This is a genomic window from Bradyrhizobium sacchari, assembly GCF_002068095.1.
Taxonomy (GTDB): domain Bacteria; phylum Pseudomonadota; class Alphaproteobacteria; order Rhizobiales; family Xanthobacteraceae; genus Bradyrhizobium; species Bradyrhizobium sacchari.
This window is the reverse complement of record NZ_LWIG01000057.1, coordinates 1-16,245: the sequence shown is the minus strand read 5'-3', so window position 1 is coordinate 16,245 and position 16,245 is coordinate 1. Positions and strand designations below refer to the sequence as shown.

10 protein-coding genes are annotated in these 16,245 nt (G+C 58.6%); 7 read left to right on the top strand and 3 right to left on the bottom strand.

What is annotated here, in order from left to right; genetic code table 11:
* Positions 1-31: 31 nt before the first annotated feature.
* The 4 genes from A5906_RS35180 to A5906_RS35165 all read left to right on the top strand — a co-directional run bounded on the left by A5906_RS35180 (position 32) and on the right by A5906_RS35165 (position 4,335).
* The gene (locus tag A5906_RS35180) at positions 32-1,210 is read left to right on the top strand and encodes a DegT/DnrJ/EryC1/StrS family aminotransferase (protein ID WP_080139700.1); all 1,179 of its coding nucleotides are present in this window, start codon (positions 32-34) and stop codon (positions 1,208-1,210) included.
* Positions 1,211-1,230: 20 nt separating this feature from the next.
* Positions 1,231-1,953: a hypothetical protein gene (locus A5906_RS46055; protein ID WP_201723811.1), complete on the top strand. Its 723-nt coding sequence runs from the start codon at positions 1,231-1,233 to the stop codon at positions 1,951-1,953.
* 129 nt (positions 1,954-2,082) lie between these two features.
* Entirely contained in the window at positions 2,083-3,213 is a 1,131-nt protein-coding gene (locus A5906_RS35170) for a glycosyltransferase (RefSeq protein ID WP_080139699.1), read from the top strand.
* Positions 3,214-3,366: 153 nt separating this feature from the next.
* Complete coding sequence (locus tag A5906_RS35165; RefSeq protein WP_080139698.1) at positions 3,367-4,335, top strand: glycosyltransferase; 969 nt, start codon at positions 3,367-3,369, stop codon at positions 4,333-4,335.
* A 288-nt stretch (positions 4,336-4,623) separates the two neighbouring features.
* Here A5906_RS35165 and A5906_RS35160 read toward each other — a convergent pair whose 3' ends face one another.
* Entirely contained in the window at positions 4,624-6,249 is a 1,626-nt protein-coding gene (locus A5906_RS35160) for a hypothetical protein (RefSeq protein WP_136615710.1), read from the bottom strand.
* A 13-nt stretch (positions 6,250-6,262) separates the two neighbouring features.
* On the bottom strand, positions 6,263-8,221 hold the full coding sequence (gene asnB / locus A5906_RS35155; RefSeq protein ID WP_080139696.1) for an asparagine synthase (glutamine-hydrolyzing): 1,959 nt from the start codon (positions 8,219-8,221) through the stop codon (positions 6,263-6,265).
* A gap of 687 nt (positions 8,222-8,908) precedes the next feature.
* Here asnB and A5906_RS35150 point away from each other — a divergent pair.
* Positions 8,909-9,688, top strand: a complete 780-nt coding sequence (locus A5906_RS35150) for a class I SAM-dependent methyltransferase (protein WP_080139695.1) — start codon at positions 8,909-8,911, stop codon at positions 9,686-9,688.
* A 386-nt stretch (positions 9,689-10,074) separates the two neighbouring features.
* On the opposite strand, the gene A5906_RS35145 is transcribed toward A5906_RS35150, so the two are convergent.
* Positions 10,075-10,839 (bottom strand): O-methyltransferase, encoded by a 765-nt coding sequence (locus A5906_RS35145; protein WP_080139694.1) that lies wholly within the window; start codon positions 10,837-10,839, stop codon positions 10,075-10,077.
* 805 nt (positions 10,840-11,644) lie between these two features.
* On the opposite strand from A5906_RS35145, the gene A5906_RS35140 reads away from it, so the two are divergent.
* Together A5906_RS35140 and A5906_RS35135 are read left to right on the top strand one after the other, a co-directional pair.
* Entirely contained in the window at positions 11,645-14,602 is a 2,958-nt protein-coding gene (locus tag A5906_RS35140; RefSeq protein WP_080139693.1) for an acetoacetate--CoA ligase, read from the top strand.
* Between the two features lie 336 nt (positions 14,603-14,938).
* On the top strand, positions 14,939-16,245 hold a 1,307-nt coding region (locus A5906_RS35135), incomplete at its 3' end, for an AMP-binding protein (protein ID WP_245327062.1).

The window sequence follows — 16,245 nt, the reverse complement described above, 5'->3', positions numbered from 1 at the left end:
AAGCAAAGACGGATTCTCGTGAGGTTCGAAAATGCACATTCCGTTTGTCGATCTCAAAGCGCAATATCAGACGCTGAAAGACGAGGTGGCCGAAGCAATTCGAGGCGTTCTCAACTCCGCGCAGTACATAGGCGGCGAGACGCTTGCCTCGTTCGAAAGAGATTTCGCCGCGTATTGCCAGGTGCGTCATGCGCGCGGTGTGGCGAACGGCACGGACGCGATTCATCTGGCGCTGCGGGCCTTGGGTATTGGTCATGGCGACGACGTGATTACAACCGCCCACACCTTCATTGCCACCGCTGCCGCGATCTTGGCGACGGGAGCGCGGCCCGTGTTGGTCGATATCGATCCGGACACCTACACGATCGATCCCAAAATGATCGAGCGCGCCTTAACGGATCGTACAAGAGCGATCATCGCAGTCCACCTCTTCGGGCAGCCGGCGGACATGGGCCCAATCAATGACATCGCACGGCGGCGCGGACTCTATGTACTAGAAGATGCGGCCCAGGCGCACGGGGCGGAATATCAGGGGATCCGGACCGGCGCGCTCGGCGATATCGCATGTTTCTCGTTTTATCCTGCGAAGAACCTCGGGGCTTATGGAGACGGCGGAGCGGTCACCACCAACAGTGCCGCGATCGCCGAGCGGATCGAACGACTGCGCGACCACGGTCGAACCACCCATTACAGCCACGCCGAGGTCGGGTTCAACAGCCGGCTCGACGCTCTCCAGGCGGCGGTCCTGCAGATCAAGCTCCGGCGCCTGGATGAATGGAACACCAATCGGCAGCGCGCCGCGGAGTGGTACGCCGCGGAGTTGGCGGAGTCGGGAATCAAGACTCCGTTCGTTCGAAAGGGGTCGACGCACGTCTACCACTTGTATGTGATCGATACGAACGACCGTGACGCAATGCGGAATGATCTCGAAGAGGCCGGCGTGGCGACCGGGATCCACTATCCGTTGCCGCTCCACCTGCAGCCTGCTCTCGCCCATCTCGGTTACAGGCAGGGCGACTTGCCATGCTGCGAAGCATCGGCCGCGCGATCATTGTCCCTGCCCATGTTCCCGGAGCTCACACGCGACCAGGTGCGCCGCATCGCCGCGATTGCACGCGCTGCGGCTGAGCGGGACGGTGAGAAATTGCAGCCGAAGTCAATGTTTTCGCCCGCCGCGCTTCGCGCGGATCGCGGGAGGGCATGGCGATGAATCGAATTAGCGCGTGGGCGGTGGTCGAGACCGAGGCGATCGGTGCGGACGTGGCGATCGCCGAGTTCGCCGTCGTACGGCCTGATGTTACGATTGGCAACCGGGTGGTCATTCATCCGCATGTCGTGATCGAGAGCGGCGCAAGAGTCGGGGACAACGTCGAAATCTTTCCGGGAGCCTATATCGGCAAGGCGCCCAAGGGAGCCGGCGCGTTGTCGCGCGCGCCGCGTTTCGAGGCGTGGGTCGATATCGGCGCCGACTGTTCTATCGGGCCGCACGCGGTGATTTTCTACGACGTCTCGCTCGGCGCGGGGACCCTGATCGGGGATGGCGCCTCGATCCGTGAACAATCGCGGATCGGCTCGAAGACCGTCATCGGACGTTACGTCACGGTCAACTACAACATGCGAATAGGCGATCGCGTCCGGGTGCAGGATCACACTTGGCTGGCGGGCAACATGACGATCGAAGACGACGTATTCATCTCGGGCTGTGTCGGCACTTCGAACGACAATGCGATGGGCCGGAACGGCTACGACGGTTCGACCATGCTCGGGCCCCATATCGCGCGCGGCGCGGCAATAGGAGTGGGAGCCAACTTACTGCCAGGCGTCAGAATCGGGGTTGGCGCCGTCGTCGGCGCCGGCGCGGTGGTGACGAAGGACGTGCCTGACGGTGCGCTCGTGATGGGTGTCCCAGCGGGGGCCCGACGACGGTTCAAAGCGACTACCGACGCAGCCTAGAGACTCGATGGTTCCTGCCAAGCGTGGAGCGAACACAATCGTGAGGAAACTCGGCGTCACCAACATGTATCGAATTCCGAATTTTGGTTGAACGCTGGGACTGCAGGGTGATAACGGTCGGGTGATGGAATGCTGAGTTCGTCAAGGCCTGCGATCAGGGTCCTGCATATAACCGACACGTTGGGCTCCGGGGGGAAGGAGCGACAACTGATTGAATTGTTGCGCGGGTTGAACAAAATAGATGGGTTCGTTAACGAGCTAGTCGTTCTTTCAGATACCATCCACTACGATGAGGTTGGGACACTGGGAATAAACATACACATCTTCAGAAGAAGCCGAAAATGGGACTTCCGTATTTTCGAAAAGCTGTATGGCGTGGCGAGACGATACCGGCCGAATATAGTATACTCCTGGGAGTCGATGTGCTCCGTGTATGCGTCGCCAATTGCGTTGTTATTCGGATCGGCTTTGATCAATGGAATGATACGATACGCACCGCTCGTTTTGAATTTGAAAGATCAAGCGTACCGACGTTTACTTCTGACAGCTCCATTTTCAACGGTAATCTTGGCAAACTCATTGGCGGGACTTAGAGCTTTCAGAGTTGATGGCAAAAAAGGTCTTTGCATATACAACGGTTTTGATTTTGACAGAATAAGCGATCTTCCTGACGTCAACTCAGTCAAGCGTTCGTTGGAGATAAGAACCAGCCATGTGGTCGGTATGATCGCGAGATTCCACCGACAGAAGGATTACAGTACGTTTTTTAGAGCAGCAAAATTGCTGTGCAGCGAGCGGAATGACATTACATTCGTTGCTGTCGGTGAAGGACCGGATCTGGAAGGCTTCAGGGGGGTTCTGAAGAGCGACAGTCAGGCGAATATACGCATTCTAGGGGTCAGCAAACGGGTCGAAGAAATCGTAAAAACGTTTTCCGTCGGAGTCTTGGTAACGGACACAAGATACCACGGAGAGGGAATAGCTAATGCAATTCTGGAGTACATGGCGCTGGAAAAGCCGGTCATAGCCACAGACGCAGCTGGCAATCGCGAAATTGTCAGGGACGGGGAGAATGGATTCCTGATTCCATTCGGAGATGAAAATGCACTGGCGTTGCGGATAAGGGAAATTGTCGACCGTCCTGACGTTGGAAGCGCGTTCGGTCGCGCAGGACGGGCGCTCGTGGAGCAGAAGTTCGGGATTGAGCAAATGGTGCAGAAGCACGTAGAACTCTTTCGGCGATTGGCAAAGTGGGAATAGAGCGCTTTGAGGTTTGATTGCGAGATGGGGCCTCGAGTTGATCCGATCATATTTGGAGGCTGCTGAAAGGGTATTGGTCGCTATGTGCGGGATTGCAGGTTTGATTGATCCTAGTCTCGCGGCGCAGCCGGAGACTACAAGGAGCAAGCCGCGATGATGGTTCTGCATGTGACGGGCGCATACCCTACTAAACAGAATCCGTCTGAGGGAGTGTTTATCCGTACTCAAGTGGAGTCGCTGGCGAAGCTTGGGATTGATGTTGATGTTTGCCTGCTCAATGGCACTGGCATTGGCAAATATATCAAGGGCATTGCTGAAGTCCGGAAGGCTGTGCGTTCGCGTGAGTACGATATTGTTCATGCGCACTATATGTACTCGGGCTGGACTGCCAGATTAGCTACTGCCCTGCCACTCGTTGTGTCGTTTATGGGCAACGACGTATATGGAGATTGCAGCGAGCGGGGAGAATATCGATTCTACAATCGAATGTTGCACGGACTATTCTCCCGTTTATTGTCGTACGCGACGGCTCACAATATTGCGAAGAGTGCCGGCCTTGCAAAATATCTTCGCGCCAAAACAACGTCGATTATTTCCAATGGAGTGGATCTTGATATCTTCTATCCCAGAACGGTCGCTAAGCGCGAAGTGGATCTGAAGGAGGACGAGCAGCACGTTCTATTTGCCGGCAGGCCCTCGGCAGGGGGTTATAAGAGATACCCGCTCGCCGAAGCCGCTTTTGAGTTAGTGCGAAAGTCAAATCCATCTGCCAAATTGGTCACTCTTGATAAGAGAACTCAACAAGAAGTCGCGCGTTTCCTGAACGCCGTCGATTGTTTGCTGCTTACATCCGCTCATGAGGGTTCTCCGAACATTGTCAAAGAAGCTCTTGCCTGCAATCTACCGATTGTTTCCGTCGATGTTGGCGACGTGGCCGAGCGAATTAGAGAATTCGAAGGATGTTACATCGTGCCTGATGAACCGGCCTTTATCGCGGAAGCTGTAGCGAAGGTACTGGTCCGTGGAAAGCGTCTTTCCGGTGCTTATGCCGCGGTCGATGAAATTTCGCTCGCGAAGATCGGCAGGCGAATACAATCTTTGTACGAGCACGTTCTCTCCTGAAGCTGCCGGAGAGGAGGGGTTGGCGCGGGGCGCGTGGATGAGGATCGTTATCGCTGATAACAATTTCTGCCATGTCGCTCCGCATCGCTTCAAAGCGCGCAAATTTGACCGGCTTGCTCGGGCTGCTGCCAACAACACGACCACCCCAGAGGCCTTTGCCTTGCGGCGCCCCGCGAAAAGTTGCGACAACTGCGCGCCGGACAGCCGCACAGGGGCTCGCTGTGAGAACTGCGAAGCTTCTAGGACTCTCAAGGGAGAAGAAGTCAATGCTTGGTGGGACGAGGGTTTCTACTTATCCGCGGGTGTTGAGTATACGCCATTAAGGGTATTCCAAAAACCGCCATTGCTCGAGTAAGTTACGCTGATGCCCTTTTCGTCGAGGATTCTTCCTTCCATCGGCCACGGCCAAAGTGGCGTTTGAGTCAATGTGCCGTTGACGTATTGATGAATGATATTGGCACCGATGTCCGAGCCTCCAGATCCTGCGCCCTTGAGGGGGGAGCGCGCGGGCACGAAAAAGTAGGCGCCGGTTCCGAAGGTGTTCCTGTCGTAGCCCGGGTTGATGGTTTGATCACCGGACTTTACGGCGATGCCATTATGACCGTTGCCCCAAAAATCGACGTAGCTGTGGGTGGCGCTTGAAACGATCGCGGTTGTGTTGCTGAGCATGACGGAGTTGCTGAGTAAGAGCGATCCGACTGCGCCAAATTGGTTGAGTCCGACTTTGTTGTTTACAAATACTGCGTTGGTGATGATCCCGGTGTTGGCATTGTAATTCCACGTCAAACCATCGCCGTAGGGGCGCGTCGTAAACTGTGGGCATGCTGGGTTGACGGGAATGGAGAAGTAATTGTCCTTCATGTACGTGCCAGGGCTAGCCGACTCGTTCTCCCAATGACCTTCACAGTTATTGTAAAAGATGGACCCAAGAATGGTCATGTTGTTGGCCGGATAATTGATGGCATCATCGGTGGTGTGCCAAAGCGATGTGTAGTAATTGTCGTCAGCCTGAGTGGGGATCGCGTTGGTGCCGATGACATTCTCCAGGCTCACATTGCTTGCGCCATACACGGCAAAGGGCGCGCGCGGGGCGGGGCTAAAGGTAGTGATTCCCTCCCAAAAAGCCCAATCTCGTCTGAACGTGACGTAACTGGAATGATAAGCGACAAACTTGTACCTGCCTCTTCCCCAGGCAGCGCAGTCCTCGACCAGAATGTTGGTTTGCGGGTACTCAATGTTGAAGACGTGGTGGTTGTCGGCGCCCGCATTGTAAGCAGTGATCCGTCGCAGAGTAATGTGATCGTTGTTTTGCCCGCCGCGGCCTCCTCCATAAACATGGACCACGCTGGCCGAGGAATTGCGCGCGACAAAGCCTTGAAGAGTCAAATAGGAACTTCCGGTAATAAAGATCGGCTCTGCAGTACCTCCAGAGTCAAAAACTGCTTTGCCGTCGTTAGCAGCTCTGAGAGCAATAGGAGCGGCCGCGGTTCCTTTCAGAGCCGTGCCGTTCGCTGGGTTGATGTACAATTGGTAATAGGTGCCGTCGTTGAAAATGAGCGTGTCTCCGGGCTTTAGTACGCTTAGTTTTGCCGAAATGTTGTCTCCGGGATTTACAAGATACGTGACACCGAACGCTGCGGTCGGAGCAATCATTGAGGGCAAAAACAGAATGGCTAGGAACAAGAAGATGCGTTGACCACATGCCCACAACAGCAAATGCGGCAGAGTGATAGAAGGGGATTTCCAACCAACAACCGGTCCAGGCGGTCCGGCGCCGCGGATCCACTTCATGATCGCTAGAGGCCACGCTCCCCTAGCGACCACAAAGTCCACGTCCGAATAGCCCGTGACTGCGGCGACGTTGGCCGACGCGAACAAGCAAAAGCGAGTGATTAAGTGCCGATAATTGGACATACGCATGGGTGTCCTAGGTCCTCGCCGGGGAACTACTCGCTGCCAGCCCGCTTGGAGACTCGCTTAAGGCGTCGCGCGCGCAGAGGATGTTTACGTCGCGTTCGCGGGCGATGCGCAACCATTGCTCCAGCAGGACGACACTGAATAACATCTTGTGGTGGTCGGCCCGGCCGGCCGCGTGGTCACGCAGCATGGATTGCACCGCAGCCGGCTCCAAGAACCGGTAGACCTGTGACTGCGGATCGGCCAGGTATTGCCGGATCCGTCCGTCGAGAGATTGGCGGAGCCACCCATCGACCACATTCACCGCAAATCCGCGCTTCTTGCGATGGATGATTTCCGACGACAACAGCCGCTTGCTCACTTCGCGATGAAGCCACTTGCGAACGCCATGACGCACTTTGAAGGACGCGCCCAATTGCTGGACGTGCTCGGTCACTTCGCGATCGAGGTAGGGTACGCGAAGCTCGAGGGCGTGCACCATGGACAGCTTGTCGCCATACATGAGCAGTTCGTCCGGGAGCGACGAGCGCAGCTCGAGTAACTGAAAGGCGTTCAGGTCGTCCAGGTTTTCGAAGGCCGGCCGATATTCCTCCCAGCAGCGGGCGGCCACGGTGGCTTCGCCGTCGGGGATCAGCTCGGGTCGAAGAAGCCCCTGCATCGCGTTTTCCGATACCAGGGAGAATACCTGCTGAAAACGACGAAGCCGGTCGGGCTCGTGCAGCGAGTAAAGCCCACGCTTGACCGTATCGTTCCGCGGGAGGGCGCGTGCGAGTGCGGCACTGGGTGTCTGCAACCAGCCGGGCAGCGCGCGCCAGGTGGCGCCATAGTGCACGCCAAGGTGTCGGGTGTATCCGCCGAACAGCTCATCCGGCCCCTGGCCGATGAGCGCCACCTTCACGTTTTCACGGGCCCGCTGGCAGACGAAGTACATCGGCACGATCGACGACGAGGCGACCGGTTCTTCGAGGACGTTTACGACGCGGGGCAGGACGTCTTCAAAGGTTTCCCGGGTGAGGCGAACCGCGTTGTGCTTGGCTCCGTAGGTCCGGGCCGTTTTAGCGGCATCCTCGAGCTCATCATCGGCGAACGAGGATCCATACCCGACGCTGAACGTGTGCCAGTCGCGGCCATAGAAGCTCATCAGCGCGAGCAGCAGGCCCGAATCCAGGCCGCCGCTGAGCAGCAGTCCGAGCGGAACGTCGCTGATGAGATGCCGCTTCATGGCCGCCTTGTAGAGCTCGATCAATTTCTCCGCCGCCTCCTCAGGGCGGGGCTGCGGGGCGAATGGCACCGGCGCGAACTGGTAGTAGCGCGAGACGCGCACCTGGCCGTCTTCGACAACGAGTTTTTCACCGGCGGCGAGCTTGTGGATGCCCTTGAATATCGTGCGCGGGGCGGGCGTGTAGCGATAGCGCAGAAAAAGAGCGACGGCTTCGGGATCAATGCCCGGCGGCTCGCCGAGAGCAACGCGGACCGGCCGGATCTCCGAACCAAAGGCGAGCGATCCGTTGCGGATTGCGTAGTAGACCGGCTTGATGCCCATCGGATCGCGCGCCAGCAGCAGCCGGCGCTTTTTCACGTCCCAAACGGCGAGGCCGAACATGCCGTTGAAGCGGTTCAGCACGCCGTCCCCCCACTGCTTATAGCCGTGAACGATCACCTCGGTGTCACAGTTTGAGCGAAACACGTGGCCGTGCCCCTGCAACTCCTGCCGAAGCTGCTGATAGTTGTAAATCTCCCCGTTGAAGACCACCCACACCGTCTGGGCTTGGTCGGACATCGGTTGGTGGCCGGCGGGTGACAGATCGATGATCGCCAGGCGGCGGAAACCCAAGCCGAGATTCCCGTCCAAATGCTGGCCGGCATCGTCGGGGCCGCGGTGGATGATCGTGCCCATCATCGCTTCAATGGTGGAAGCGCTGACGGGCGCACCGCTGCCGAAGTTAAACTGCCCGCAAATGCCACACACGACGGAGTCCTTTCAGCGCGACCTGGTGACTCGGTGACTAGTTGAGAGTGCAGCCGATGCCAAAACGATCCCCGACCAGGCCCAGCGCTTCTGGCAAGAGACGACGCAGTGCGGCAATTAGAACCTTGGCAGCAAGCAGTAGCTCCACCGAAAGCTCCGTTTTCTCAACAGTCCCGGCTCGTGCCCGTCCGCTCTGTCGACTCGAGGACGCGGTATGCCGCGACTCCAGTTCCTACCCGAAGGTGAAGCCAGCTGCACATGCAATTAAGTATCATGTGTGTTGGGCGGGATTGGCCCGCCCTCGAGCGGCTTTGCTATACCGAGCTAGACCATCACTGAGGACACGACCCGTTTCCCGTTTATTGGGCCTATCGATCGATCAGTTTGGCGGTTGCGACGCGGTGATTTCGCGCTGCTCATGGTTAGGGGGTAGTCCTCAATAGTGCGCTCTCCACTGGGCTGGTTGTAATAAAAAAGTCGAGCGCTAGTGACGCAAGCCGGCCTGTTGGCGGCAGAGTGAGGGATTCGTGTCGGCTCTGGTCCAGCCAGCGTTCGAGACGAGTGAATGCTTAGATAGAAAACAGATGCAACAAACCGACCCTAAGGCGCTCCTGTCACTATCGTTGTCCGACGATCTTGCCGAATTCTCGGTCACACGAGATCTTCCGCAAGCATGGAGCTAAGTCGATGAAAGCACGAAGCCGAATTCCGCTGACGAACGGTTGGAATCACGCGGTGCAGGTGATGTCCCGGGAGATTCGCTCGATCAAGGATCCCGGCAAGGTTCTTGAGATCCTCGAAGCCGGTTGCGGCCAGAAGTGGGATCTCGACATCGGCGATGGCGGCTATGTGCTGACCGGCATCGACCTCGACCCCGAAGCCCTTCGCATCCGGCGCGACGAAACGAAGGACCTCCACGAAGCGATCCTCGGGGATCTGCGCACGGCTGATTTCGGTGGGCGGACCTTCGACGTGATCTTCAACTGCTATGTCCTGGAGCACGTGTCGGGGGCGCAGCAGGTCCTGGAGAAATTCAACAGATGGGTGAAACCGGGCGGGCTGATCATCATCGTGATCCCGGATCCCTATTCCGCATTCGGCTTCACCTCCAGGATGACGCCGCACTGGTTTCATGTGCTCTTCTATCGCCTGATCCGCGGATCGAAGAACGCCGGCAAGCCAGGCTACGCCCCCTACCGCGTCACCTACGATAAGGTGGTGTCGCGCGAAGGCATTCGGGCCTTCTGCAGACAGAACGGACTGGTCCTGGCCGCTGAATATGGGTACTCTGGCACCCTGACTAACAAGAGCCTTAGACAGAACTTGGTGGAAGCCTACAAAAAGACGCTTCACGTCCTGTCTCTCGGCCGCCTGAGCTCCGATTACGACGACATCATCTTGATGATCCGCAAGCCGGCTCTCCCCGCGAGGGCTGACCTGCAGGTCAGCGTCGCCTCTCCCGCCTGATCTGCGGCCTCTAGCGACGCGTCACGTCCATCAAGTGTCGGTCTCTTGAGCTATTTCCGGCCTTCGGGCGGCACGTCACAATCAGGCGGAATTCGCCGGCGTCACGACCAGGCGCTTCAACCCGTCCTCGCTGATCAGGACCTTCTCCAACGCTTCGCAATCAGGCAACCTCGGGCTCGATGATGGTCTCGACCTCCAGATGCGCGCCGAACTCCTTGCGCGGCTGATCTGCTCTTCCGTAAACCGCTTCCGCTTCATCGTCTGGTCCTCCTTCAGGGGCCAGACTCCAGTTCAACCTGGATAAAACCAAAGGGGCAACGTCAGACCCCGCAGCCGGTCTCGCGCTGAGGCCGACCGTATTGTTGTCGTTCGATGCGGCCGTCAGGTCAGCTCAAACGAAATCTCTTGTATAGGGAGCGTAATCTTGAAAAGAAACTGTAACGGAAATCTGGAGTGTAGGTCAGACTGATTTTACGGTCGTTAGACTGGACTTTCTGTGCCCAAGCCCAGGTGTTTCCATCTATCCGGAAAGCTCCGTAATTTGGATGCTGGGTAACTAGGAGACGAAATATCGCCTCAATGTGCGGTTGGGTCCTCTCGTCCTCAGCCAACTCCGGTATATTGATGCCATCGCAGCTGGTTCCCCCTGTTTTAGGATCATAAACGGAGTTGTAGGTCCAGTCATAATCATCAAAAATGATCCAACCGCCTGCTTTCATAAGTTTATCGACCATGAAAAACGCGGCTCCATCGATGGTCCAGTTTTTAGGTCCGTCGATAAAGCAGAAATCAAACTGCGGCTCGCAGATTCCGCCAGCAGGAGTACGCTTCTCAATCAGGTTTTTTAGATACCAAGTATAAGATGACTTTTCGCGAACGACGGACACAAAAGACGTCAAATTTGCCCGGCTCACCAACTCTTCAGCAGATGGGGAAAATGCTGCGTCAATCAAATCAACACAAGTTAGGTGCCCTGCACCATTTTCATGAAGAGCTGCCGCCATATAACAGCTACTGACACCGTGGCCGATCCCTAGTTCGAGAACATGTTGAGGCTTATGTTGTCGAATATGTTGGTAGAGGACATGTCCCCGTTCGGGGCTAATAAATGGTATGTCACCAAGCAACTCCCGGATTTCTTCAAACCGCATCACTAAGCTCCTCTAAAATCAGTGACGTTGCCACCGGCTCTTATCCAGGTTCGCTGAGAGTCCGGGAGTTGCCATTTTGCACAGTTGGAGCAAGGGGCCAAGGCGCGGAGCCATTGCGGAACGCAGCGCCTTGGCCGCGATTGCGGTGAGAAATTTGCGGCGTAGACCGCGAGCGCCAGCCAACCGATCCGCGAATGAGGCCGCACATGGTTGTAGTCGCGCCGCAGCGCGGCGTTATCCAGCATCGGTGGCGTCGCTACGGAATAAAGCCGCTTGGCGTCGCTGCCGCGCTTGGAGGAAAACACATGAATTTGGAATCCCGGCGAGCGGCGCGGACGAGCTTGAGGGGACGATTGAATGGTGCCCGGTTCGGAACGTACGATACCGCGCCCAGCAGTCCAAATGACGAAACGAACCCAATTTGATGCAGGGAGCCCAATGACCTCAATCCGACAGATCGAAGTCAACCGGCGCAACGCGCAGCTCAGCACCCGGACCTTTCGGCGTCGTCGACATCGGAACTAAGGTGGCGCTGGCACATTGCGAGCGTGCTGAGTCCGCGCCATGGCGACATTGCCGACCACGCCAATCCGAGAACCGAGCATTTGACTTGAGGGCTATCCCTGACGATTGGCCATACTGAAGCGACGAAACCGGAGGGAGTAATCCTTCGGCGCTGTTGCGTTCGACCCGCAGCGAGCGTGAGCTAGAGGTCCGGCAAGCTATGGGCGAAAGTTGGTGACGGCATGAGCGTATTTGGGGGTGTTCGAAGCCTCCCACTTCTCCACCAAAGGAGTGCTACGCCATGACCGACGCTAACGTTGTCCAACTCACCCAGCCAGGAGCTTTTGCCGATCAGCTGACTGAGGTTTTGCGCAACGGTCGTTCTTCTGGCGGAACGGGAGAGGAAGTGGTGTACCGTCCCGATGACGGGGCTGTCGCGCATTCGCAGCTGACCGCCTTCAGGCAATGGTGCGAGGCTCGGACGGGGCTGAACCTGTCCGATCATGCTGCGATGGACCGTTTCTCGGTGAAGGAGTTCCGCAGCTTTTGGCGCCTCTTCCTGGAGTGGTGCGACCTACCTCGGGAGGGTGCGGTCGAACCGGTCTGTGTCGGCGATGCCTGCGAGACCGCCCGCTTTTTCCCGGATCTCCGTCTTAACTACACCGAGTGCCTCCTCGCCGGTAGTCCAGACCAACCCGTCATGACGGCCTGCCATGGGGGCGGCAGCCGGGAGAGGTTCACGCGCGGCGCACTGCGCGTCGCGGTCGTCGGGCTGGCGTCATCGTTACAGCGGTTGGGTGTGCGTCGTGGCGACCATGTCGCGGCCATCGCACGCAACAATGCGGAAGTGGTCATTGCCGCGCTCGCCACCGCTGCCGTTGGCGCGACCTTCGCCAGCTGCGCGCCGGACATGGGCGTCCCAGCCATCCTCGCGCGCTTCGCCCCCTTAGATCCCGTGGTGCTATTCGGATGTCTCGGGGCGAAGCCGTGGGATTCGGGGGCCCCCGTCGCCGAGCGTGTCGCCGGTGCGGCGGCCGGTCTACCGAGCCTCGCCGCGATCGTTGCGCTGGACAACGGCTCTCTTCCCGCCGGCGAGAGGACGGTGCCCTTGCACAGGCTCGCCGATCTGCTCTGCGATGCTGTTGGCGACGGGGAGGGGCCGCGCTGGCTGCGTCATCCATTCAATCAGCCCCTGTTCACGATGTTCTCCTCCGGCACTACGGGGCCGCCGAAATGCATCCAGCATGGCGCTGGTGGCACCCTGCTGGAGCATGTGAAGGAGCACCGGTTGCACTGCGATCTCGCCCCGGGCGACAAGCTGTTATTCCAGACCTCCTGCGGCTGGATGATGTGGAATTGGCAGCTCTCCGCGCTCGCCTCCGGCGCGGAGCTCGTTCTCTACGACGGGCCGCTCGAAGGGCCGGACACCTTCTGGCGGATCGTCGCCGAGGAACGTGTGACCGTGTTCGGCACCAATCCTGGCTATCTACATTTTTGCGAGCAGAGGCGCTTTTCTCCGGGGCGGGCGTTCGATCTTTCCGCTCTGCGGGCTGTGCTCTCTACGGGATCGATCTTATATCCCCGTCAGTACGACTGGGTTCGGGATGAAGTGAATGGAGCGATGCCATTGCAGTCGATCTCCGGCGGCACCGACATTATTGGCTGCTTTGTGCTGGGCAATCCGAACCTGCCCATCCATCGCGGAGAGATACAATGCCGCAGCCTTGGCCTCGATGTCCGCTCGCTGCCGCCGCCCGACGATCCGGAGGCGGGCATCGGCGAGCTGGTCTGCGCCAATCCTTTTCCCTCTCGCCCGCTCGGCTTTCACGGTGACGCCGGCAGCACGCGTTTCCATGCCGCCTACTTCGCCCAGAACCCGGGCTTCTGGACACATGGCGATCTTATCGAGGTTACTCCTCGGGGCGGCTGGCGGCTGCATGGTCGTTCCGACGGCGTTCTTAACGTGCGCGGCATCCGCATCGGCACCGCGGAGATTTACCGGATCCTGGACAACATCGAGGAGATTCGCGAGGCAATCGCGGTTGAGCAGCAGGCCGAGGAGGAGGCGGGCGGCTCGCGCATGATTCTGCTGATCGTGCTGCGCGAAGGCCTGGTGCTCGACGACATGCTGGCGAAGCACATCCGCTCGGAGCTTGCGCGCTGCGGCTCTCCCGCCTTCGTGCCGGCGGGCATCGCACAGGTCGCGGCGCTTCCCGTCACCTTTAGCGGCAAGCGGTCCGAGGCGGCGGCGCGGGATGCGGTGAATGGCCGCCCTGTGCGGAACCGTGATGCCTTGCAGAACCCGGAATGCCTCAAATCAATTGCCAAGCATCCAGTTCTCCGGGCGCCTCCGGCCATCAGGGCAGCGCGCGGGGCGACGCCAGCCGGTGGGGTGATCCGGGATGGTGACCGGCTGCGGCGGGAGCTGCAGGCGATCTGCGAGCACGTGCTGGGCGTCTCGCCCATCGGCTGGTCCGAGAATCTTCTTGGCCTCGGCGCGGACTCGCTGGCACTGGTGAATCTGCTGCTCGAGATCGAGGGCTATGCTGGGCGTCCCATGTCCCTTTCGGCCTTTCTGTCGGCGCAGTCGGTCGAAGCCTTGGCCACGGTACTGTCCACCGGCGCTGGGGCAATGGCGGCGCAGCAGGCTGGTTCGGGTCCGGACGACCAGGAGCCGTTCTGCCGCTTCCTCGAAGAGGCGCGAGCCGAGCGCGCGACAATTGCGACAGCTAGTATTGTTCGGAGTGATAATATGCCAATACCGATGATCTCGCTTGTTAGATCCAAGTTAGCTCTGCTCAACTATGAATTGAGGCGGTTGTATTTTGTTTTGCTTTGGAAAATGGATATAAAAAAGGGGACACGCATCTCGCTTAGCGCAAAACTTGATAAGGTAAATCCTTCTGGTGTGCACATTGGTAGGAATACTGCGGTTGCTTTTCGATCTGCAATACTTGCTCATGATTTCGTAAACGGAAGGTACAAGGACGTTTTTATCGGTGACAACTGCTTAATCGGAGCAGGTTCATTGATAATGCCAGGGGTTCAAATCGGAAATAATTGCATTGTGTCACCAAACAGCGTCGTTCTGCAAAATGTCCCAGCGGGATCCATCGTAATGGGCAATCCAGCCAAAATCGTTCTGAAGAATATTGTAACGGGCCCATGGGGAACCCGGGGCCCAATCCAGGAAAGAACCCGCGAAAAGTCTGCAGCGATTGGTGGCGCAGAATGTATTGAACTCAAATTCGAACCATAGACGGAAGACGCTGCGCCCGCGGACGTAGATTCGCTGGCGTTTGTGACATGCCTCTGATTTCCGCAAAAAAAAGGGGGATCGACCAGCCCTCCCGGGCTCGATAGGGCTCGTGTCGGCGGATCGCGGTCAATCTGACCGACCGCCGTCTGCAGTCCGATAACAGCCTTGGCGGACTCCGTGGGGCACACCTCGTATCTGCTTGTGTCTCACCCAAAGGAGACATCCCGAGGAGGTACTCCTCATTGCCAGTTGCGCGATTTGGAGGAAAGCGGCCTAAGCTTCGCAACGGGCGTTGCGGCGGCTTTGCCCATCTCTCTGAAGATGACAGAGCCTGCCGTGACGAATTTGCTCCGAGAGATCGCGAAGTCGTCCGAGGAAATCACGTTCGTCCTCGACGGCACAGAGCCCGACGCGCAATGCACGCTGGGTCAAGTCATTGGTCGGACTGCCAGCCGGTTCCCACAACGGGCTGCGATCGTCTCCACCGGGTTTGCCCCGCTGACTTACGGCGATCTCCAGCGCCGGTTGGACGACATCCGCGGGCAGTTGCGTGTGGGTGGGTTCGATTGCAGCGCTCGGATCGGGGTGCTCATGCCGTTCGGTCCGGAGGCGGTTCTCGCCATCGTGGCTGTGGCTTGCTGCAGCATTGCGGTTCCTCTTGATCCGCGGCTGTCTCCGGTAGAGGTCGATCTGCGTTTCGGCATGCTGCACCTGAACGCTCTTCTCGTGCCGCAAGGCAGTGACACAGAAGCGCGGCAAGCGGCCGAGCGGCGTGGGATCGCCATCATCGAAGCCGTTCCCGCATATGGCGGCCAGCTCGGACTTGATGTCCCGGTCCGGGCCGCCGACCGCGCTGCTATCGACGCTGAACCTGCTCCACACTCGCCGGCCTTCATTCTGCAGACCTCCGGCACGACCGCGCAGCCAAAGCTCATTCCGTTCAGCCACAGCAACATGCTGGCCGCGTCCGCGCGTCTTCAGGCCTGGTTCGGCCTCACGCATCAAGATCGCTGCTTGAGCGTCTCGCCCCCATTTTATTCTCATGGGCTCAAGGTAACGGTGTTCACACCGCTGCTCACCGGCGGCAGCATTGCTGTCCCGGCAAACAATGCCATCGTCGCGCTGGATGAGTGGCTCGATTGTCTCAGCCCGACCTGGTACTCGGCAGGTCCCGCGCTTCATGCTGCAATGCTGGACAAGGTGAGCTCGCTCGCAGACGTGCGCGTGGCGCATACGTTGCGGTTTATCGTATCGGGCGGCGCGCCGCTGCTGCCCGACGTACGGGACGGCCTGCAGCGCGTTTTAGGCGTGCCTGTGCTAGAGCACTACGGCTCCAGCGAAGCCGCGCAAATCGCTGCCAATCTGCCGCCGCCCGGCCCGAATAGGCCGGGGACCTGCGGCCAACCTCCGCCCGGGACTCTGGCCATCGCTGGTGAGGATGGACGCTTCCTGACGGCGGGCGAGCGCGGCGAGATCTGGATTCGTGGACCGACGGTGTTCTCCGGCTATCTCGATGCGCCGGAGCTCAATCAAGCCGCTTTCGTCGGGGGCTGGTTTCGCACGGGCGACATCGGCAGCCTCGACGAAGACGGCTTTCTTTCTTTGCATGGCCGCCTGGGAGAGCTGATCAATCGCGGCGGCGA

Excerpts from the sequence above, each read along its gene's own strand:
- A5906_RS35180 (WP_080139700.1), top strand. The coding sequence starts at position 32 with ATGCACATTCCGTTTGTCGATCTCAAAGCGCAATATCAGACGCTGAAA.
- A5906_RS35140 (WP_080139693.1), top strand. The coding sequence starts at position 11,645 with ATGACCGACGCTAACGTTGTCCAACTCACCCAGCCAGGAGCTTTTGCC.
- A5906_RS35170 (WP_080139699.1), top strand. The coding sequence starts at position 2,083 with ATGCTGAGTTCGTCAAGGCCTGCGATCAGGGTCCTGCATATAACCGAC.
- A5906_RS35150 (WP_080139695.1), top strand. The coding sequence starts at position 8,909 with ATGAAAGCACGAAGCCGAATTCCGCTGACGAACGGTTGGAATCACGCG.
- A5906_RS35160 (WP_136615710.1), bottom strand. The coding sequence starts at position 6,249 with ATGTCCAATTATCGGCACTTAATCACTCGCTTTTGCTTGTTCGCGTCG.
- A5906_RS35145 (WP_080139694.1), bottom strand. The coding sequence starts at position 10,839 with ATGCGGTTTGAAGAAATCCGGGAGTTGCTTGGTGACATACCATTTATT.
- A5906_RS35165 (WP_080139698.1), top strand. The coding sequence starts at position 3,367 with ATGATGGTTCTGCATGTGACGGGCGCATACCCTACTAAACAGAATCCG.